This is a genomic window from Corynebacterium sp. LaCa117 (genome assembly GCF_046717765.1).
GTDB classification, from domain to species: domain Bacteria; phylum Actinomycetota; class Actinomycetes; order Mycobacteriales; family Mycobacteriaceae; genus Corynebacterium; species Corynebacterium kefirresidentii.
The window spans coordinates 82,759-104,084 of sequence record NZ_CP177102.1 but is presented as its reverse complement, the minus strand read 5'-3'; the positions used below and the strand labels follow the sequence as shown (position 1 = coordinate 104,084).

Annotated in this window: 10 protein-coding genes and 1 pseudogene; 5 read left to right on the top strand and 6 right to left on the bottom strand. The window is 55.7% G+C overall.

Annotated elements, in window-relative coordinates; translation table 11 throughout:
* Positions 1-6 precede the first annotated feature (6 nt).
* Entirely contained in the window at positions 7-1,584 is a 1,578-nt protein-coding gene (locus ACLI1L_RS00500) for an aldehyde dehydrogenase family protein (protein ID WP_411707762.1), read from the top strand.
* A 138-nt stretch (positions 1,585-1,722) separates the two neighbouring features.
* On the opposite strand, the gene ACLI1L_RS00495 is transcribed toward ACLI1L_RS00500, so the two are convergent.
* The 3 genes and pseudogenes from ACLI1L_RS00495 to ACLI1L_RS00485 form a co-directional block, all read right to left on the bottom strand.
* Positions 1,723-2,268, bottom strand: a complete 546-nt coding sequence (locus ACLI1L_RS00495) for an NADPH-dependent FMN reductase (RefSeq protein ID WP_411707761.1) — start codon at positions 2,266-2,268, stop codon at positions 1,723-1,725.
* A gap of 38 nt (positions 2,269-2,306) precedes the next feature.
* Positions 2,307-2,998 (bottom strand): annotated as a pseudogene (locus ACLI1L_RS00490) (alpha-ketoglutarate-dependent dioxygenase AlkB).
* A 224-nt stretch (positions 2,999-3,222) separates the two neighbouring features.
* Positions 3,223-11,430, bottom strand: coding sequence for a VaFE repeat-containing surface-anchored protein (locus tag ACLI1L_RS00485; protein WP_411707760.1), 8,208 nt, complete (start codon positions 11,428-11,430; stop codon positions 3,223-3,225).
* A gap of 619 nt (positions 11,431-12,049) precedes the next feature.
* Between ACLI1L_RS00485 and ACLI1L_RS00480 the strand changes: the two genes are divergently transcribed.
* The 3 genes from ACLI1L_RS00480 to ACLI1L_RS00470 all read left to right on the top strand — a co-directional run bounded on the left by ACLI1L_RS00480 (position 12,050) and on the right by ACLI1L_RS00470 (position 16,972).
* Positions 12,050-12,364, top strand: a complete 315-nt coding sequence (locus ACLI1L_RS00480) for a hypothetical protein (protein ID WP_411707759.1) — start codon at positions 12,050-12,052, stop codon at positions 12,362-12,364.
* Between the two features lie 1,674 nt (positions 12,365-14,038).
* Positions 14,039-14,704, top strand: coding sequence for a sugar O-acetyltransferase (locus ACLI1L_RS00475; RefSeq protein ID WP_411707758.1), 666 nt, complete (start codon positions 14,039-14,041; stop codon positions 14,702-14,704).
* Positions 14,705-16,972 (top strand): ATP-dependent RNA helicase, encoded by a 2,268-nt coding sequence (locus tag ACLI1L_RS00470; protein WP_411707757.1) that lies wholly within the window; start codon positions 14,705-14,707, stop codon positions 16,970-16,972.
* Here ACLI1L_RS00470 and ACLI1L_RS00465 read toward each other — a convergent pair whose 3' ends face one another.
* Positions 16,973-17,743, bottom strand: coding sequence for a TSUP family transporter (locus ACLI1L_RS00465; RefSeq protein WP_411707756.1), 771 nt, complete (start codon positions 17,741-17,743; stop codon positions 16,973-16,975).
* A 109-nt stretch (positions 17,744-17,852) separates the two neighbouring features.
* Between ACLI1L_RS00465 and ACLI1L_RS00460 the strand changes: the two genes are divergently transcribed.
* Positions 17,853-18,944, top strand: a complete 1,092-nt coding sequence (locus tag ACLI1L_RS00460) for an AbrB family transcriptional regulator (protein ID WP_411707755.1) — start codon at positions 17,853-17,855, stop codon at positions 18,942-18,944.
* Here the strand turns inward: ACLI1L_RS00460 and ACLI1L_RS00455 are convergent.
* Positions 18,941-20,611 (bottom strand): DUF885 domain-containing protein, encoded by a 1,671-nt coding sequence (locus tag ACLI1L_RS00455; RefSeq protein ID WP_411707754.1) that lies wholly within the window; start codon positions 20,609-20,611, stop codon positions 18,941-18,943. The two genes, ACLI1L_RS00460 and ACLI1L_RS00455, sit on opposite strands and share 4 nt — an antisense overlap.
* A 69-nt stretch (positions 20,612-20,680) precedes the next feature.
* On the bottom strand, positions 20,681-21,250 hold the full coding sequence (locus ACLI1L_RS00450) for a TIGR00730 family Rossman fold protein (RefSeq protein WP_411707753.1): 570 nt from the start codon (positions 21,248-21,250) through the stop codon (positions 20,681-20,683).
* Between the last annotated feature and the right edge of the window lie 76 nt (positions 21,251-21,326).

Here is a 21,326-nt window from a genome sequence, read left to right as displayed (position 1 = left end):
TTTCACTTGAGCACCCAGAACACTTTGTTCGACCCCACCCAGACCGAGCTGCTGAAGGGCGTGCATGCCGATGGCGCCCCGAAGTCCCTGTTCATCAACGGTAAGTGGGAAGCCGCCCAGAGCGGCGAAACCCGCACCATTATCTGCCCGGCCGATGGTTCCACCGTCGGTTTAGTCTCCGAAGCCTCCGACGAGGACACCGAGCGCGCCATCAAGGTTGCACGTGAAACCTTTGACAACGGCGAGTGGGCTAATACCCCGGCTGCCGAGCGCGGCAAGCTCGTCATCCGCGTGGCCGATTTCATCCGCGAGCACAAGGAACTTTTCGCACAGGCCGAATCCGCCGATACCGGCAAGCGCTACGAAGAATCCCTGGGCGATATGGATGACATCGCCAATGCCTTCGAGTTCTTCGGCACCCTGGCCCAGCACCAGGCCGGCCGCGTGGTGGACCCGCAGGATCCCAACCTGCGCTCGCGCATCGACGCCGAGCCTGTTGGTGTCTGCGGCCTGATTACTCCGTGGAACTACCCGCTGCTGCAGGTCTCTTGGAAGGTTGGCCCGGCCCTGGCCGCTGGCAATACCTTCGTCCTCAAGCAGGCAGAGCTCACCCCACACACCGCAATGCTGCTCATGGCCGCCCTCAAGGAATGCGGCCTGCCCGACGGCGTAGGCAACCTCATCACCGGTGCTGGCGCTAACTGCGGCAACCCGCTCTCCCAGCACCCGGATGTAGACATGGTCTCCTTCACCGGTGGCCTGGTCACCGGCAAGATCATCGCCAAGAATGCGGCTGAGACCGTCAAGCGCACCGCGCTCGAGCTCGGCGGCAAGAACCCGAACGTCATCTTCGCCGATGCCGATTTCGACGTCGCCGTGGACAACGCACTCAATGGCGCCTTCTTCCACTCCGGCCAGGTCTGCTCCGCCGGCTCCCGCATCGTCGTGGAAGAGTCCCTGCACGATAAATTCGTCGACGCTCTGGTAGAGCGCGCCAATAAGATCAAGATCGGCGGCCCGACCGATGACAAGGCCGAAACCGGCCCGCTCATCTCCGCCGAGCACCGCGAGAAGGTCGCCGCCTACGTGGACAAGGCGCGCGAGCAGGGCGCCAAGATCCTCACCGGTGGCCGCGCCGCCACCAGCGAGGACACCAACGGCCAACACGGCACCGGCACCACCGATCTCGGCGCTGGTGTGTACTACCTGCCGACCATCATCGATGGCGCTACCCGCGAGATGGATTGCGTCTACGACGAGGCCTTCGGCCCGACCGTGACCATCGAGACCTTCACCACTGAGGAGGAGGCCATCGCCATCGCGAATGACACCGAGTACGGCTTGGCGGGCGCCGTCTACACTTCCGACGCCGGCCGCGCCGAGCGCGTAGCCCGCGCCCTGCGCCACGGCACCATCTGGATCAACGACTTCCACCCGTACCTGCCGCAGGCAGAGTGGGGCGGCTACAAGCAGTCCGGCAATGGCCGCGAGCTTGGCCCCACCGGCCTGGCCGAGTACCAGGAGCACAAGCACGTGTACCAGAACCTCTCCCCTGCCGCATGGGATCAGTTCGGCCTGCAGTAATTAAGCCGACCACCTAGCATTCAGCCCCCGCTGCTCGGAAAGAGCGCGGGGGCTGAAGTGTATCTGGCCAACGCGCGGCCACGTTATCGGTCTCGTTCGTCTATTGCGGGGCCAGAACGTGGCCGCTGTGCGAACTGATTATGCGGAAACGGCATCTTCCAGCTCAGCCAGCAAGGAAGTGGTGCGCTCCACCTTGAAATCAACCGGGTGGAATTCGCCCTCTGCCCAGTCGGTGGCGAGGTAGAACTCGACCTGGTTGCGCAGCTGCGGCATTGAGAAGTTCACCACGATAGGGCGCCATGCTTCGATGGCGCGGACCGCACCGGATGGGCCGTAGCCGACGAAGGCAACGGGCTTGCCCGCCCACTCTGCGGCCAGGCAGTCGAAGGCATTCTTGAACGGGCCCGGCACGGAGCGGTTGTACTCCGGGGTGATGAAGATGAAGCCATCGCAAGCGTCCACTGCATCGGACCATGCCTGAACCTGCTCGTCCTCGTACTGCTTATTAGCGGCAGCCGGTACAACCTCGGTGGTCAGGACCGGAATATCGAATTCCTTGAGATCCAGCAGGGTGTACTCCACGCCGTCCTGACGACCCTGGGCCACGTCATTGAGCCACTCGCCCACTACTTTGCCGGCGGCCTTATCGCGGGTGCTGCCGATGATGATGCCGATACGAGACATGAGAAAACCTTCTTTCCTTCAAGCTTTATGTAACATCTCTAGCCTACAGCCCGTGCCGACACTTGTCTGATAGTGATGTTGATACGTCCCTCACTAAGCCCACACCCCTCTGGCAACGTGCCATCATTAACGCGCACCACCCCGTGGTAGGCAAAGCGCTTCGGCCCACCAAAGACCACCAAATCACCACTACACAGCGTGATTTCGTCCCACGGCGGCGTGCGCGCCTCGGTATGCCCCATACGGAAAAGTGCCTCATCCCCAATGGAAAGCGAAATCACCGGCGCAGGCGATTCCTCAGAATCATCTACATGCATGCCCATCGCCGATCCTGGCGGGTAGTAATTCACGAGTGCCATCTCCGGCACAAAGGTCTCCACCCATGGCGCAAGCTCAGGCGCTACCTCGGCTGCGGCACGCAGTGCCCCCGGCGCAATCTGCCGCAGACTCTCCGGCACCGGCGGAACCCGCGTGCCGTCCATATTGTCCACATAGCGATAGCTGGGATAGTGCCAATACCTGCCCAGATGCAGCTGAAATACACTCATCTGCCCGCCGGACTTCAGCCGCGGGCGCACCATCGCCATCGGCGTAGCCGCATACACTCGCGCGCAATGCCGCGCATTTCCTCCACCAAGGCCTTCTGCTTATCGACGCCGACCCATCCCGGCACATGCCCCACCCCCGGGGCCACACGCACGCTAGGACGTGGCAGCGAATCAAAAAGCATGACCTCACCCTAACCCCAGCACCCCAATAAATCGATTCAGAACTTTTCCTTCAAAACGGTGAGGTTACCCTCAAGTCGTGGACACTGAGCGAAACCTCCTCGGGGTGAGGCAGCTGCATCTCTCATGTATCCGGCGGGCCCTAGTTATATAGAAATCCCCTCCAGCGTGTGCAGTTACACGCTGGAGGGGATTCGCAGTGATTAAGTCGCGTTAGCGATACGGGCTACTTAACGTAGCTCTGCATGCCCGGCTCAAGCTCAGTTGCGCCGGATGGTACGGACTTAATATCGACACGCTGGGCGTCGGATGGCAGTGCATTGCCGACCTCTTCAGGTTCTTGACCCGGAGCATCGCCGTTGCCGTTGCCATGGCCAGAGTTACCGCCCTCTGGAGCATCCTGGTTGCCTGGCTGGTGGTTGTTGTCACCGTGGCCACCGTTGTGGTTGCCATGATCCTTGTGGTCGAAGTGATCCTTGATGATCTTGCCCAGGCCAATGCCCGGAATCAGGATGAGCCACCATGGGGTCTTGCCGCCCTTCTTATGAGAGGTAACGGTCTGATCCTTATCGTTGATGTCCTTGTGCTCAGCGATGTGGTTCGGGTAATCCGGAGTGGTATCCGGGGTGTCCTCACCCTTGTCGTTGACCTCAGTGGAGGTGAGCTCCTCAAAGGCAACCGCAGCCTCGACTGGCTCCGTCACATCATCGTTCACGGTGATGGTGACAGGCTCCATGCCCTTGGACTTCTTCGGAGTGAAGGTAGCTTCACCCTTGCCCAGAACAGTCTTGCCGTCCTTCTTGGAAATGAGCTCAGCCTTCAGGGTGTATTCCTTACCCGGAACCAGACCCTCATAGTGAACATGGTCAGTAACAACCGTGTCCTTCTTAAGAGCCTCATGCTCATCAAGCTGATCAACCTTCGTACTAATCGAAGGCGTCAACTCATCATGAGAATCAACAGTCTGAGCCTTGTCATTGATATCCGTGTGCTTAGCAATCTCATTGTCCTTGCCAGACTCGGAATCCTTACCAGACGCATCCACCGCAGTAGACGTCAAGTACTCATAGGCAACGCCCTGCTTAACAGAACCAGCCTTAACATCATCATTAACAATGATCTTGACATCAACATCACCCGAAGCAGACTCCGGAGTGAACTTCACCGGCTCGTCAGGATTGGACTTACCAATAACAGACTCATCAGCCTTATTACGCAGCTCCGCATTCAGAACGTATTCCTTACCCGGAACCAGACCCTCATAGTGAACATGGTCAGTAACAACCGTGTCCTTCTTAAGAGCCTCATGCTCATCAAGCTGATCAACCTTCGTACTAATCGAAGGCGTCAACTCATCATGAGAATCAACAGTCTGAGCCTTGTCATTGATATCCGTGTGCTTAGCAATCTCATTGTCCTTGCCAGACTCGGAATCCTTACCAGACGCATCCACCGCAGTAGACGTCAAGTACTCATAGGCAACGCCCTGCTTAACAGAACCAGCCTTAACATCATCATTAACAATGATCTTGACATCAACATCACCCGAAGCAGACTCCGGAGTGAACTTCACCGGCTCGTCAGGATTGGACTTACCAATAACAGACTCATCAGCCTTATTACGCAGCTCCGCATTCAGAACGTATTCCTTACCCGGAACCAGACCCTCATAGTGAACATGGTCAGTAACAACCGTGTCCTTCTTAAGAGCCTCATGCTCATCAAGCTGATCAACCTTCGTACTAATCGAAGGCGTCAACTCATCATGAGAATCAACAGTCTGAGCCTTGTCATTGATATCCGTGTGCTTAGCAATCTCATTGTCCTTGCCAGACTCGGAATCCTTACCAGACGCATCCACCGCAGTAGACGTCAAGTACTCATAGGCAACGCCCTGCTTAACAGAACCAGCCTTAACATCATCATTAACAATGATCTTGACATCAACATCACCCGAAGCAGACTCCGGAGTGAACTTCACCGGCTCGTCAGGATTGGACTTACCAATAACAGACTCATCAGCCTTATTACGCAGCTCCGCATTCAGAACGTATTCCTTACCCGGAACCAGACCCTCATAGTGAACATGGTCAGTAACAACCGTGTCCTTCTTAAGAGCCTCATGCTCATCAAGCTGATCAACCTTCGTACTAATCGAAGGCGTCAACTCATCATGAGAATCAACAGTCTGAGCCTTGTCATTGATATCCGTGTGCTTAGCAATCTCATTGTCCTTGCCAGACTCGGAATCCTTACCAGACGCATCCACCGCAGTAGACGTCAAGTACTCATAGGCAACGCCCTGCTTAACAGAACCAGCCTTAACATCATCATTAACAATGATCTTGACATCAACATCACCCGAAGCAGACTCCGGAGTGAACTTCACCGGCTCGTCAGGATTGGACTTACCAATAACAGACTCATCAGCCTTATTACGCAGCTCCGCATTCAGAACGTATTCCTTACCCGGAACCAGACCCTCATAGTGAACATGGTCAGTAACAACCGTGTCCTTCTTAAGAGCCTCATGCTCATCAAGCTGATCAACCTTCGTACTAATCGAAGGCGTCAACTCATCATGAGAATCAACAGTCTGAGCCTTGTCATTGATATCCGTGTGCTTAGCAATCTCATTGTCCTTGCCAGACTCGGAATCCTTACCAGACGCATCCACCGCAGTAGACGTCAAGTACTCATAGGCAACGCCCTGCTTAACAGAACCAGCCTTAACATCATCATTAACAATGATCTTGACATCAACATCACCCGAAGCAGACTCCGGAGTGAACTTCACCGGCTCGTCAGGATTGGACTTACCAATAACAGACTCATCAGCCTTATTACGCAGCTCCGCATTCAGAACGTATTCCTTACCCGGAACCAGACCCTCATAGTGAACATGGTCAGTAACAACCGTGTCCTTCTTAAGAGCCTCATGCTCATCAAGCTGATCAACCTTCGTACTAATCGAAGGCGTCAACTCATCATGAGAATCAACAGTCTGAGCCTTGTCATTGATATCCGTGTGCTTAGCAATCTCATTGTCCTTGCCAGACTCGGAATCCTTACCAGACGCATCCACCGCAGTAGACGTCAAGTACTCATAGGCAACGCCCTGCTTAACAGAACCAGCCTTAACATCATCATTAACAATGATCTTGACATCAACATCACCCGAAGCAGACTCCGGAGTGAACTTCACCGGCTCGTCAGGATTGGACTTACCAATAACAGACTCATCAGCCTTATTACGCAGCTCCGCATTCAGAACGTATTCCTTACCCGGAACCAGACCCTCATAGTGAACATGGTCAGTAACAACCGTGTCCTTCTTAAGAGCCTCATGCTCATCAAGCTGATCAACCTTCGTACTAATCGAAGGCGTCAACTCATCATGAGAATCAACAGTCTGAGCCTTGTCATTGATATCCGTGTGCTTAGCAATCTCATTGTCCTTGCCAGACTCGGAATCCTTACCAGACGCATCCACCGCAGTAGACGTCAAGTACTCATAGGCAACGCCCTGCTTAACAGAACCAGCCTTAACATCATCATTAACAATGATCTTGACATCAACATCACCCGAAGCAGACTCCGGAGTGAACTTCACCGGCTCGTCAGGATTGGACTTACCAATAACAGACTCATCAGCCTTATTACGCAGCTCCGCATTCAGAACGTATTCCTTACCCGGAACCAGACCCTCATAGTGAACATGGTCAGTAACAACCGTGTCCTTCTTAAGAGCCTCATGCTCATCAAGCTGATCAACCTTCGTACTAATCGAAGGCGTCAACTCATCATGAGAATCAACAGTCTGAGCCTTGTCATTGATATCCGTGTGCTTAGCAATCTCATTGTCCTTGCCAGACTCGGAATCCTTACCAGACGCATCCACCGCAGTAGACGTCAAGTACTCATAGGCAACGCCCTGCTTAACAGAACCAGCCTTAACATCATCATTAACAATGATCTTGACATCAACATCACCCGAAGCAGACTCCGGAGTGAACTTCACCGGCTCGTCAGGATTGGACTTACCAATAACAGACTCATCAGCCTTATTACGCAGCTCCGCATTCAGAACGTATTCCTTACCCGGAACCAGACCCTCATAGTGAACATGGTCAGTAACAACCGTGTCCTTCTTAAGAGCCTCATGCTCATCAAGCTGATCAACCTTCGTACTAATCGAAGGCGTCAACTCATCATGAGAATCAACAGTCTGAGCCTTGTCATTGATATCCGTGTGCTTAGCAATCTCATTGTCCTTGCCAGACTCGGAATCCTTACCAGACGCATCCACCGCAGTAGACGTCAAGTACTCATAGGCAACGCCCTGCTTAACAGAACCAGCCTTAACATCATCATTAACAATGATCTTGACATCAACATCACCCGAAGCAGACTCCGGAGTGAACTTCACCGGCTCGTCAGGATTGGACTTACCAATAACAGACTCATCAGCCTTATTACGCAGCTCCGCATTCAGAACGTATTCCTTACCCGGAACCAGACCCTCATAGTGAACATGGTCAGTAACAACCGTGTCCTTCTTAAGAGCCTCATGCTCATCAAGCTGATCAACCTTCGTACTAATCGAAGGCGTCAACTCATCATGAGAATCAACAGTCTGAGCCTTGTCATTGATATCCGTGTGCTTAGCAATCTCATTGTCCTTGCCAGACTCGGAATCCTTACCAGACGCATCCACCGCAGTAGACGTCAAGTACTCATAGGCAACGCCCTGCTTAACAGAACCAGCCTTAACATCATCATTAACAATGATCTTGACATCAACATCACCCGAAGCAGACTCCGGAGTGAACTTCACCGGCTCGTCAGGATTGGACTTACCAATAACAGACTCATCAGCCTTATTACGCAGCTCCGCATTCAGAACGTATTCCTTACCCGGAACCAGACCCTCATAGTGAACATGGTCAGTAACAACCGTGTCCTTCTTAAGAGCCTCATGCTCATCAAGCTGATCAACCTTCGTACTAATCGAAGGCGTCAACTCATCATGAGAATCAACAGTCTGAGCCTTGTCATTGATATCCGTGTGCTTAGCAATCTCATTGTCCTTGCCAGACTCGGAATCCTTACCAGACGCATCCACCGCAGTAGACGTCAAGTACTCATAGGCAACGCCCTGCTTAACAGAACCAGCCTTAACATCATCATTAACAATGATCTTGACATCAACATCACCCGAAGCAGACTCCGGAGTGAACTTCACCGGCTCGTCAGGATTGGACTTACCAATAACAGACTCATCAGCCTTATTACGCAGCTCCGCATTCAGAACGTATTCCTTACCCGGAACCAGACCCTCATAGTGAACATGGTCAGTAACAACCGTGTCCTTCTTAAGAGCCTCATGCTCATCAAGCTGATCAACCTTCGTACTAATCGAAGGCGTCAACTCATCATGAGAATCAACAGTCTGAGCCTTGTCATTGATATCCGTGTGCTTAGCAATCTCATTGTCCTTGCCAGACTCGGAATCCTTACCAGACGCATCCACCGCAGTAGACGTCAAGTACTCATAGGCAACGCCCTGCTTAACAGAACCAGCCTTAACATCATCATTAACAATGATCTTGACATCAACATCACCCGAAGCAGACTCCGGAGTGAACTTCACCGGCTCGTCAGGATTGGACTTACCAATAACAGACTCATCAGCCTTATTACGCAGCTCCGCATTCAGAACGTATTCCTTACCCGGAACCAGACCCTCATAGTGAACATGGTCAGTAACAACCGTGTCCTTCTTAAGAGCCTCATGCTCATCAAGCTGATCAACCTTCGTACTAATCGAAGGCGTCAACTCATCATGAGAATCAACAGTCTGAGCCTTGTCATTGATATCCGTGTGCTTAGCAATCTCATTGTCCTTGCCAGACTCGGAATCCTTACCAGACGCATCCACCGCAGTAGACGTCAAGTACTCATAGGCAACGCCCTGCTTAACAGAACCAGCCTTAACATCATCATTAACAATGATCTTGACATCAACATCACCCGAAGCAGACTCCGGAGTGAACTTCACCGGCTCGTCAGGATTGGACTTACCAATAACAGACTCATCAGCCTTATTACGCAGCTCCGCATTCAGAACGTATTCCTTACCCGGAACCAGACCCTCATAGTGAACATGGTCAGTAACAACCGTGTCCTTCTTAAGAGCCTCATGCTCATCAAGCTGATCAACCTTCGTACTAATCGAAGGCGTCAACTCATCATGAGAATCAACAGTCTGAGCCTTGTCATTGATATCCGTGTGCTTAGCAATCTCATTGTCCTTGCCAGACTCGGAATCCTTACCAGACGCATCCACCGCAGTAGACGTCAAGTACTCATAGGCAACGCCCTGCTTAACAGAACCAGCCTTAACATCATCATTAACAATGATCTTGACATCAACATCACCCGAAGCAGACTCCGGAGTGAACTTCACCGGCTCGTCAGGATTGGACTTACCAATAACAGACTCATCAGCCTTATTACGCAGCTCCGCATTCAGAACGTATTCCTTACCCGGAACCAGACCCTCATAGTGAACATGGTCAGTAACAACCGTGTCCTTCTTAAGAGCCTCATGCTCATCAAGCTGATCAACCTTCGTACTAATCGAAGGCGTCAACTCATCATGAGAATCAACAGTCTGAGCCTTGTCATTGATATCCGTGTGCTTAGCAATCTCATTGTCCTTGCCAGACTCGGAATCCTTACCAGACGCATCCACCGCAGTAGACGTCAAGTACTCATAGGCAACGCCCTGCTTAACAGAACCAGCCTTAACATCATCATTAACAATGATCTTGACATCAACATCACCCGAAGCAGACTCCGGAGTGAACTTCACCGGCTCGTCAGGATTGGACTTACCAATAACAGACTCATCAGCCTTATTACGCAGCTCCGCATTCAGAACGTATTCCTTACCCGGAACCAGACCCTCATAGTGAACATGGTCAGTAACAACCGTGTCCTTCTTAAGAGCCTCATGCTCATCAAGCTGATCAACCTTCGTACTAATCGAAGGCGTCAACTCATCATGAGAATCAACAGTCTGAGCCTTGTCATTGATATCCGTGTGCTTAGCAATCTCATTGTCCTTGCCAGACTCGGAATCCTTACCAGACGCATCCACCGCAGTAGACGTCAAGTACTCATAGGCAACGCCCTGCTTAACAGAACCAGCCTTAACATCATCATTAACAATGATCTTGACATCAACATCACCCGAAGCAGACTCCGGAGTGAACTTCACCGGCTCGTCAGGATTGGACTTACCAATAACAGACTCATCAGCCTTATTACGCAGCTCCGCATTCAGAACGTATTCCTTACCCGGAACCAGACCCTCATAGTGAACATGGTCAGTAACAACCGTGTCCTTCTTAAGAGCCTCATGCTCATCAAGCTGATCAACCTTCGTACTAATCGAAGGCGTCAACTCATCATGAGAATCAACAGTCTGAGCCTTGTCATTGATATCCGTGTGCTTAGCAATCTCATTGTCCTTGCCAGACTCGGAATCCTTACCAGACGCATCCACCGCAGTAGACGTCAAGTACTCATAGGCAACGCCCTGCTTAACAGAACCAGCCTTAACATCATCATTAACAATGATCTTGACATCAACATCACCCGAAGCAGACTCCGGAGTGAACTTCACCGGCTCGTCAGGATTGGACTTACCAATAACAGACTCATCAGCCTTATTACGCAGCTCCGCATTCAGAACGTATTCCTTACCCGGAACCAGACCCTCATAGTGAACATGGTCAGTAACAACCGTGTCCTTCTTAAGAGCCTCATGCTCATCAAGCTGATCAACCTTCGTACTAATCGAAGGCGTCAACTCATCATGAGAATCAACAGTCTGAGCCTTGTCATTGATATCCGTGTGCTTAGCAATCTCATTGTCCTTGCCAGACTCGGAATCCTTACCAGACGCATCCACCGCAGTAGACGTCAAGTACTCATAGGCAACGCCCTGCTTAACAGAACCAGCCTTAACATCATCATTAACAATGATCTTGACATCAACATCACCCGAAGCAGACTCCGGAGTGAACTTCACCGGCTCGTCAGGATTGGACTTACCAATAACAGACTCATCAGCCTTATTACGCAGCTCCGCATTCAGAACGTATTCCTTACCCGGAACCAGACCCTCATAGTGAACATGGTCAGTAACAACCGTGTCCTTCTTAAGAGCCTCATGCTCATCAAGCTGATCAACCTTCGTACTAATCTTAGGCGTCATAGTGGACGGATTAGAGCCACTTCCGCCGTCTTCATCAGGCAAACCTGGCTGGTCCACCGGCATAACAGTTTGAAGTGATTTATCTTCACTGCCGTTGGGATGCACAACAGTAATGAACGCATCTGCAGGCTGCTTCTCGACCTTCACCGACGGATCTTTTACGAACGTGAGGGGCTTACCACTCCAAGGACCACTCGTACCTCCATCAGCTTCACCTTCAATCCGGTACCCCGTAAGTTCCGTAAACTCGTCGAGTGATCCGCTAAACTTCGGAAAAACCTTGACCCGTTTGCCGGTTCTGTTACTGACTTGATACTGATCTTCGTTGTTCCTGATCGTACCAATGACCGCTTTCTTTGTGACGACATCCGTTTGATTTTTGGACCCCATGTTGAGGAACGCCAATAGGTAGACGTAATAGTTGGCAGCCTTGGCAGCCGATTCTTCGTCCCCCCGAGCAGCTGCACTTTCCATCTTCCGTGCGAGGTTAATCACAGCGTCATGATACTGATTATCAAACTTGAGTCTTGTGGCGGTCGCCTTCTGATATGCTTTTTTCGTCTCAAGCGGGGTATGAGCAAGAGGAGCAACACACCACGCCCAGCCCACGTCGTTATTTTCATTTGGGCCCGTGCCGGTACCTTCCCCTACTGGCGCTCCCGCCCAGACTAGCACGCCCCAGTTATAATCCGCGGCGATGTAACTTTCATCTTCGCCTGTCTCTTCTCGGCTTTTTAATTCCTTTTTATAATCGCTACCCAGCGTCGTGTTGGGCTTAAAATCCTTCGGCTCCGCTGCGCTGGCATTGTTTAATGGCACAGTCAGCAAGGCCGCGATTACCGCAAGTGTAGCGAGAATTGCAGTTAAGAGCGTCCACCTCTTTCGAGGCAAGCTTCTTGAAATATCCATTTTTCCTCTTAGGTTGGCAAAATATATTTTCCTGATCAGCAGGGAATATCGCTGCTCACAGCTAGTTTTCTATGCTGAGCACACCGCACCTGATTACGGCCCCAAAGCCAAGCCATCGATCAGTCTTTTAGTGCAGTTTGAACATTACCACCATTTAGGTAGCTGCGCGTAATGCATTTTTCAGCATAAATACAGCTACAGGGCATTTTGTCGGTCTCTTATAAGTAACCTTCAATCGTCTGAGAAATCCCTAAAAATCAGTCGCTGATCCTTTTGAAACAGATTCCATTTGTACATCGGCCATGCCCTAGCGGGCGCAATCCCGTACCGTTTCGATTCCGCAGGATTTGTCTCTCGTTAGAGCTGCACAAATGCCTAATACAGTTTGCACATCCGGAGCGTGCCCGGCAGTGCCGGTGGCAGGGTCTCGCAGGTCGTGGACGACAAAGCTATTCCAGCCCCACCTTGTTCTTGACTTATAGCTTCAACACTGGGGGCGTCACTTAGCCCAAACATGCAGTGCTCAGGAGGTCCCTCTCCTGGAGCTTCGCGCTATAGGTGTCGCAGTTGTCGTTGATATATGGAGGGCCTGCCAGGGGCCCACCGATGCTTCTGTCATGTTTAGCAACTTGGTCGAGGCTATACATGCTGTGCCTGCACTAGAGCTGGAATCAGGCTGAACTACCAGAAACGTTACCCGTGGAAGCATCACCATCGTTTCAAGTGCCACAACGTTCCTCGTCAGAGGTAAAGGTTTAGTTGTCTTTCCTGTTGTTTCTCATGTGCAGCACCCCGATTTTTGTTCCCAGGCTAATGACGTGCGCTGCGCAGTGTTCCTAGGTATCGGTATTTACTTTGAGTTCTGGAAGGTTTTGGTTTCTAGCTTTAGAACTCTGAATGAGCTTCAGATGGGTTCAGTAGCTTAGAAGCTTCGAGGCCTGGAATTTTTAGCCATTTCATCTATTCAAACGTCGCGAATTTTCCTCGCTTACGACGCTGTCCATCGGGGTATCAACGGACCATTGGCCACAGTAGTGGCTTTTCAGGCACCGAGTGCCCCTCGACAAACCGGCGTTGCTGTGCTCAGCAAGCGTTTCGCTGTAGACAATGCTGAGGTACTGCTTCCCGCGATCCGAATGATGAAGAAGACCTGCGTTTTTCTTTGTCTACATAATTGCTTGCTTGAGTGACTGTGGTGACCACAGGTTAGGTGCACGTCGCGCTACCAATAGTGCTTAGCCGGCAAGCTTGCAGGAATAACAAGCGGTATATGCGAATCCTTTCCCGATCTGTCATATGTACTGACCACTTCCCACAGGTTGCCTGCTCTTGGTGCTGGGAATCCATCATTGGCAAGGCCGTGTCATGTTTCTGATCCCTCGTTGCTTTATGTGTGGTGCCAGGTGGACCACCTTTGCGCGCGGCGGACAGACACTGGCTACACGCACCGGCAGAGCAGTGTGTGCATGAGCCGATAGCAGTACTTTTCACTGTCTAAGGGGATACCGTATCGGCCGCTCACCGTAAACACCGCAATCTGCGTGGTTGACCAGGCGACTCTGTTCCACAGGGGTTCCCGTACAAAGCGCGGAAGCTATGCCCACGGAAAGTGTCAAGCAATTTCTCCTTTGCGGCCGACTTTCTGTGGCCAGTGCCAGAGTGCGGTCTAAGAGTTTTCCCGGTTTCGGTGCTGCGCCGTGGCATGTGAGCTCCATTGAATGCTTGTCTACCTCACCGCGATCCGCCACCAAGCGGATACGGTTCGTTGCATCCTGATCAACTTTGTTGGGCATACTCCCAATGGCCCAACCACTTAGAGAAAACTAGGGGCGCCTCACCCTCTACAATGACACCCATGGATGCACAGGGGCGGCAGGACTTGGAACGCTACGGCTCATGGGAGCGGATGACCGGTGGGCAGTGGTTCCTGCCGAGCATGCCGGAGGCGAAGGAAGAGCACCAGCGCACTTTCCGCTTGGTTAAACAGCTCAATGAGTTGCAGAATACGGATCCGGAGCGCGCGAAGGACATCCTGCGCGAAATCCTGCCGGAAGAATCTGCGGTGCCGGGCCTGCACGTGCCGTTGAATTTGGAATATGGCTGCAACCTGGTGTGCGGCGAGCGCGTCTTCCTTAATTTTGGCGCCACCATCTTGGCCCAGGCCAAGGTGACGCTGGGTGATGGCGTCATGGTGGGCCCCAATTGCTCGCTGATTACGGTGGGGCATCCGGTAAACGATCATGAGATGCGTGCCGGTGGGTGGGAGATAGCCAAGCCCATCACCATCGGTGATAACACCTGGCTCGGTGCCAATGTCACCGTGCTGCCGGGCATCACGATTGGAAAGAACTGCGTCTTAGGCGCAGGCACGCTTATCACCACCGATATCCCGGATAATTCGCTGGTCCTAGGATCACCCGGGCGCGTGGTGCGCAAGCTAGAAGACAATGAGGAAGCCTGGGAGCGCCAGGATCTCAACGGCCCCGTCGAGGGTTTTGGAGCCGCCAAGTAAATGTTTGATCTCGCTCGCATCGGCGCGGGACTGCCCGTAGCCGAGACCATCGATTCGCTGCCTGAAACCGGAAACGTCGTCATCCAGGCCCCGCCCGGTACGGGTAAAACCACGCTCGTGCCACCGGCGTTGGCCAATCACGCGGCAGGGCGCGGAAAAGTCATCGTCACCGCCCCACGCCGTGTGGCCGTGCGTGCGGCCGCACAGCGCTTAAGCACGCTTGGCGGCACCCCGGACAAGGTCGGCTTTGCCATCCGGGGCGAGTCCCGCAAAGGCAGCGAGGTCGAGTTCGTCACGCCGGGCGTGCTGCTGCGCCGCCTGCTGAAGGATCCGGAACTCGAGGGCGTGGCTGCCGTTGCCATCGATGAGGTCCACGAGCGCCAGCTCGATACGGATCTGGTGCTGGGCATGTGCCTGGAACTAGCCGAGCTGCGCGAGGACTTCCGCGTCATCGCCATGTCCGCGACCGTGGATGCGCAACGTTTTTCCCAGCTTATGGACGCGCCCGTCCACGTCACCGAGGCGGTCACCCATCCGCTCGATATCCACTACGCCCCTCTGCCGGGCAGGGCGGCGGGAACGAGGGAGTTTTACGGGGACGTCGCCAAGCAAGCAGCCCGCCAGCAGGAATCAACGCTGGTCTTTGTGCCCGGTGTGCGCGAGGTTAATCTCGTGTGCGATGCCTTAGCAGGCCATAATGTTTTCCCCCTGCATGGCAAGCAGACCACCGCGGAGCAAGATGCCGCGCTGTATACCGATGAGCGGCGCATCGTCGTGGCTACCTCTATCGCGGAGTCCTCGCTTACCGTGCCGGGTGTGCGCGTGGTGGTCGATGCCGGGCTTTCCCGTGTTCCCCGGCGCGACGCCCAACGCGGCATGTCCGGGCTAGTGACGGTTTCTACCTCAAAGTCGAGTGCCGATCAGCGCGCTGGTCGTGCCGGCCGTGAGGCACCCGGCACCGTAATCCGCTGCTACTCGCAGGATGATTACCAGCACTTTTCCCCACACACCACCCCGGAGATCCTGTCCGCGGACCTGACCCAGGCCGCGCTGTTTATGGACTGCTGGGGCGCGGGCCCGGACTTCCCGCTGCTCGATCCGCCGCCGGCCCAGGCCCTGGCATCCGCGCAGGCGACCCTCAAGCGCATTGGCGCCACGCAGGAACTCGCCCTCCTGCCCACCGATCCGCGCCTCGGCGCCGCCCTGCTCCGCCACGGCAGCCAGGCCGCGCCCATGATCGCCTCGCTTGCCGACGCCCCCTTCACCCCCGATCTCACCCGTCACCACCCACCTCAAAGAGAAGTCAAACGGCTCGCCCGCCTCGTAGACGATCTCGGCCCGGCCGATCCCGGAGAGGTTGTCGCCACCGCCTTTCCCGAGCAGGTGGCCAAGCGCATGGGCGAGGATTACCTGCTGGCCAGCGGCACCCGCGCCCGCCTGCTCGATAACTCGGGCTTAGCCGGTGCCCCGTGGCTCGCCATCGCGGAGGCCTCCCTGTCCAATGCGGGCAATGCCATCATTCGCTCGGCCGCGCGCATCGAGGAAAGCGCAGCGCTGGAGACCATCGGCGTCACCGAGGAAACCCGCGCCTTCCTGCGCGATGGCCGCGTGCGCGGCGTCAAGGTCAAGGCCGCGGGCGCCATCACCCTTTCTGAAACCCCGGTCAAGGTCACCGGCCCCGCAGCCGAGGAGGCGCTTGCCGCCGGCATCCGTGAAGAAGGCCTAGGACTCTTTACCTTCAGCGAGAAGGCCCAAAGATTAAAAGACCGCCTGCGCCACCTGCACTCCCACTTTGGCGAGCCGTGGCCCGACGTCGATTCCGCGGATCCCGCCGAGTGGCTCGGGCCCGAATTACACCGCATCGCCGAGGGCACTCCCGCTGCCAAGCTAGACATGTACCCCGCGCTACAACGCCTACTCCCCTGGCCGGAAGCCACCCACCTCGACGAGCTCGCTCCCGAGCGCCTACCGGTTCCCTCCGGCCGAGACGCACGAATCGACTGGTCTGGCGACCGCCCCGTGGTCCACATCAAGCTGCAGGAATGCTTCGGCCTGGCCGAATCCCCCGAATACTGCGGCCACCGCGTGCAATTCCATCTGCTCTCCCCCGCGGGCCGCCCGCTCGCGGTGACCGATGATCTCGCCAGCTTCTGGTCCGGCCCTTATGCCGGCGTGCGCGCCGATATGCGCGGGCGCTACCCCAAGCACCCATGGCCGGAGGACCCGTGGAATGCGGTTGCTACCGCGCGCACCAAAAACCGAATGTAGTTAGCCCCACTGCTGCCAACCCAGGTAGCAGCTCATGACCACGACCAAGGTAAGTAGCGCGTAGCGGATGAATTTGGCACCGCCACCTAGTACGGTACGTGCACCGAGGAGTGCGCCGGCGATATTGGCTACGCCGAGCACGATACCGAGCGTCCACCACACGTGTCCGCCGACAATGAACACGATAAGCGCCCCGAAGTTGGTAGCGGTATTGACCACCTTGGCCATGGCCGCAGAAGTCAGGAAGTTCTGCGCAAAAATAGAGGTAAAGGCCATGATCAAAAACATGCCGGTACCTGGTCCGAAGATGCCATCATAAAAGGAAATGATGCCGGAGAGCACCAAGACCACGACGGTCCGCCAACCACCACGGGTACCGGCCGAGTCGCTACTGCCAAAGTCTGGCTTGAAGGCTACGAAGATGCCCACGGCCACCATGAGCACGATGATGATGGGGCGCATGACGTCCTTATCGAGGCTCGAGGCCACGCTAGCGCCCAGCCCGGAGCAGACCAGCGCGATGAGGAGGAACCGTGCCATCTCCGCCTTGTCCAACTTCACCTTACGCGCGAGAGTCACGGCAGCGGATCCGGTGCCAGTCACCGCGGCGAGCTTACTAGTGCCCAAAGCGGCGGCCGGAGCAAGGCCCGGCAGGACCGCCAGCAGCATCGGGATCAGGATCAATCCGCCACCGCCGATGACCGCATCGACCCACCCTGCGGCCGCGGTACCGAAGAAAAGAATCACCCACTGCGCTACGTCGATTTCCATGCCCCGATCATAAAACCTAAATGATGTAAGGTGATAACCCGCCTGCCGCCCTCCCCGTAGTGGAGAGAAAAGGGGGACTACACTGGCACAGCAGAACTAGGAGGCTCGCATGGCGGCACAGCAGGAAGGCGCCGGGCTCAGTGCCCGTACTGTGGCTCGGTGGGCCCTTGTCGTTCTTGCTTCCGTCGTGCTGGGCTGGCTGTTTAGTATGTGGCACGTACCTGCTGCTTGGATCTTGGCAGCAATCCTCTCCTCCGGCGCCATGGCGCTTTTTACTGAGGAAGATCTGCGCGTGAACCGCAGTTTTTATAGCATGTCGCGTGGTTTTATCGGCATGATGGCTGCCATTCCGCTGACCGTGGTACCGGTGGGCCAATTGCTCGGCTTCCTGCCTGCCGCCCTGACGATGTCCTTTGTCACACTGATGGTAGGCGTTATCGGCGGCCAACTCTTACACCGAGCGCAGCCGCACGATGTCTCCTCCGAAACCGGCATTTTATCCATGCTGCCGGGCGGTGCGTCGCTGATGCCCGCGCTTGCCGACGAACTCGGTGCCGACTTCCGCTACGTCGCCCTCACCCAATACCTGCGCCTCTTAGTAGTCTCGGTATCGCTACCCGCCGTGGTCGCCTTATTGGACACGCCCGCCGGCGAGGGGGCGGATCTTTCGGTTGACGGCGAAACCACCTGGTGGATAGTTGCCCTAGTGGTTGTCATTGCGTTCATAGGAGAAAAGGTAGGCAGGTTCCTCCATCTCCCCGCCGCCGCGGTGCTCGGCCCCTTGCTGCTGACGGTCCTAGCCTCCTTCGTACTGCCGGAGGGCCACACGCTCGAGCCGCTCTATGCCTTTAAAGTGATGGCGTTTTTGTCCATCGGGTGGGTCTGCGGCGGCGGGCTTTCGCTGCCCGCGCTCAAGGCCTTTGCCAAGCAATTGCCCGCCACGGTTCTTTTCATCGTGGTCATTATCGGCATCTGCGCGGCCACCGCCTGGCCGCTGACCATGTGGCTACACATTTCCTACTTCGAGGCCTACCTGGCCACGAGCCCCGGCGCGCTCGAGACGGTACTCGCGCTCTCGGCGGAGGGCGGGGCCGGGCCCGCGGTCATCGCAGTCCAGCTCACCCGACTCATCGCGGTGCTGGTCGTAGCGGGCTACTTGCCACAGCTGCTGCGGCTGGCCCAGCGGCTGCTGCGCCGCTAGTTGTCCAAGACGGCCTCGCGCAGGACGGACATCGGCACAGAGCCTAGGGCGAGGGCCTCGGAATGGAACTCGCGCGCGCTCATGCCCTGCTTTTCGGCCTCGGCGCGGGTTTCCTGCCACAGGCGCTGGCCCAGGGCATAGGACGGCGCCTGGCCGGGCCAGCCCAGGTAGCGGTTGACCTCAAAGTTGAGGTTTGCATCATCCATGGCGGTGTTTTCGCGCATGAAGGTCTTCACGTGCGCCTTGTCCCACACTCCGGACGTCGAGCAATCCGGCAGCTGCTTGCCCAGGTGCAATCCGATGTCCACGACCACGCGGGCGGCGCGCAGGCGCTGGGCATCCAACATGCCCATGCGGAAGCCTGGATCGTCCATGTAGCCCAGCTCGGCCATGAGCTGTTCGGCGTAGAGCGCCCAGCCCTCGCCGTGGCCGGAGTTCCACGTCACGGCGCGGCGCCACAGGTTGAGATCTTCTTGCACCAGCGCGGAGCCGAGCTGCAGGTGGTGGCCCGGCACGCCCTCGTGGTGGACGGTGGTCAGCTCTTGCCAGGTGTGGAAGGTGTCCTGGCCCTCCGGCACGGACCACCACATGCGGCCCGGGCGGGAGAAGTCATCGCTCGGCGGGGTATAGAAGATGCCGCCGGTGCCGGCTGGATCGATGCAGCACTCGATCTCTTCTACTTCTTCCGGAATATCGAATTCCTTGCCATTAAGCTCAGCGATGACGCCATCGGCGGTGGATTGCATCCACTCCACCAGCGCATCGGTGCCGCGCAGGGTATAGCGCTCCTCGTGGTTAAGCTTGCGCATCGCCGAGCGCACCGAACAATCGGAGCCATAGAGCTCGTGGGCGATCTTTTCCTGCTCCGCGCGCAGGCTGCGCACCTGATCAAGCCCCCACTCATAGGCCTCATCGAGGTTAACGGCATCGCCCACAAAGAGCTTGGAAAAACGCTCGTAGCGCTCGCGGCCCACGGCGTCCTTATTAGGCGCCTGGGGCTGCAGGTCATTGGAGAGCCAATCGGAAAACTCGCCAAAGGCCTCCTTGGCCTGCTGTACCTCGGCGGAGTCGGCGTCGAGGCCGAGGGACTCGAGCATCGAGTCGGCGTCGGCAAGCCGCTCGCACTGCACAATGACCTCAGAGATCTGGCGGTGTGGTGCCACCATGCCGTGGGAGGCCGCCTCTTCCAGGGAGCTGCGATAGCCGGCCAAAGAGTTCTTCACCTGGGATAGGCGGGAGCGAATGGCATCGCGGTCCTCCTCCGTATCCTGTGGCATTAACAGCAGGGTATCGCGAATGGTCTGCACCGGTGAGGCGATATTATTCAGGCAGCGCACATCCTCGCTGTGGTGGTGCAGATCTAGATCGAGGCACAGGCGATCACGCAAAACGGCCGCGGTGACGTAGTCCACCTCATCAAAGTCATCCTCATCATCGGATTCATCGGTGGTGTCATCCAAGGCATCCAGGTCCGCGACCATCTCACGGGTGCGATCCGCGATGGCGGTGAAGTATTCGGGGGAGAAATCCTGCAATTCGCCCTCGTAGCCGTCAATGCCCCACGCGGTGGCATCGGTGGGGGAAAGCTCGGCTAGGTCGTGAACGAAGTTATCGCACGAAGCGTCCAGTAGAGAGGGCTGGCGCTTAGCGGTCTGCTCAGAACTCATAACGAGGAAGTCTATCCCTAAGTATTGGCTATAGGCCACCCGGGGAGGATGAAGTTGCGAACTTGTTAGCTAATCGTTGTCCCACTTTGTGCCGGGATAGCTCCAGTGGTTGAATTCATCCAGGATATCCTGCGGTTTCTCTTTCATCACCAGCGCGTCTACAAAGCGCGGCAAGATAAAGCCGGATTCGGCCATGGCGGCGTACATGGCGTAGAAGGGGCGCCAAAAGTCCGCGGCATTAACTAGGCCTACCGGGCCGCGGATGTGGCCCAGCTGCTGCAGGGTGAGTACCTCAGTAAGTTCTTCAAGGGTGCCGACGCCACCGGGGAGGCAAATATAGGCGTCGGCAAGCTGCTCCATGCGCGTCTTACGCTCGGCCATGGAGCCCACGACCTCTAGAGTGGTCAGGCCGGGGTGGGAAATCTCTAGATCCACCAGTGACTGCGGCATCACACCAGTGACGGTGCCGCCAGCAGCCAGGCAAGCCTGCGCCACCTCGCGCATCAAGCCGATATTGCCGCCGCCATACACCAGGTTCAGGCCGCGTCGGGCCAGTTCGGTGCCCAATTCCTGTGCCGCCTGAGTATAGGCCGGGGAGTTTCCTGTTGCTGAACCACAATAAACCGCTACTGACTGCATGCTCTCCAGCATAGATATCTGAGCCCCCACCACCACCTTTAGACTATTCGGTACATGAAACGTTTATCAGGTTAGA

What these genes read in the sequence shown, in the direction of transcription:
- ACLI1L_RS00460 (WP_411707755.1), top strand. Translation starts at nt 17,853, where the DNA reads ATGGCGGCACAGCAGGAAGGCGCCGGGCTCAGTGCCCGTACTGTGGCT.
- ACLI1L_RS00495 (WP_411707761.1), bottom strand. Translation starts at nt 2,268, where the DNA reads ATGTCTCGTATCGGCATCATCATCGGCAGCACCCGCGATAAGGCCGCC.
- ACLI1L_RS00470 (WP_411707757.1), top strand. Translation starts at nt 14,705, where the DNA reads ATGTTTGATCTCGCTCGCATCGGCGCGGGACTGCCCGTAGCCGAGACC.
- ACLI1L_RS00475 (WP_411707758.1), top strand. Translation starts at nt 14,039, where the DNA reads ATGACACCCATGGATGCACAGGGGCGGCAGGACTTGGAACGCTACGGC.
- ACLI1L_RS00450 (WP_411707753.1), bottom strand. Translation starts at nt 21,250, where the DNA reads ATGCAGTCAGTAGCGGTTTATTGTGGTTCAGCAACAGGAAACTCCCCG.
- ACLI1L_RS00465 (WP_411707756.1), bottom strand. Translation starts at nt 17,743, where the DNA reads ATGGAAATCGACGTAGCGCAGTGGGTGATTCTTTTCTTCGGTACCGCG.
- ACLI1L_RS00455 (WP_411707754.1), bottom strand. Translation starts at nt 20,611, where the DNA reads ATGAGTTCTGAGCAGACCGCTAAGCGCCAGCCCTCTCTACTGGACGCT.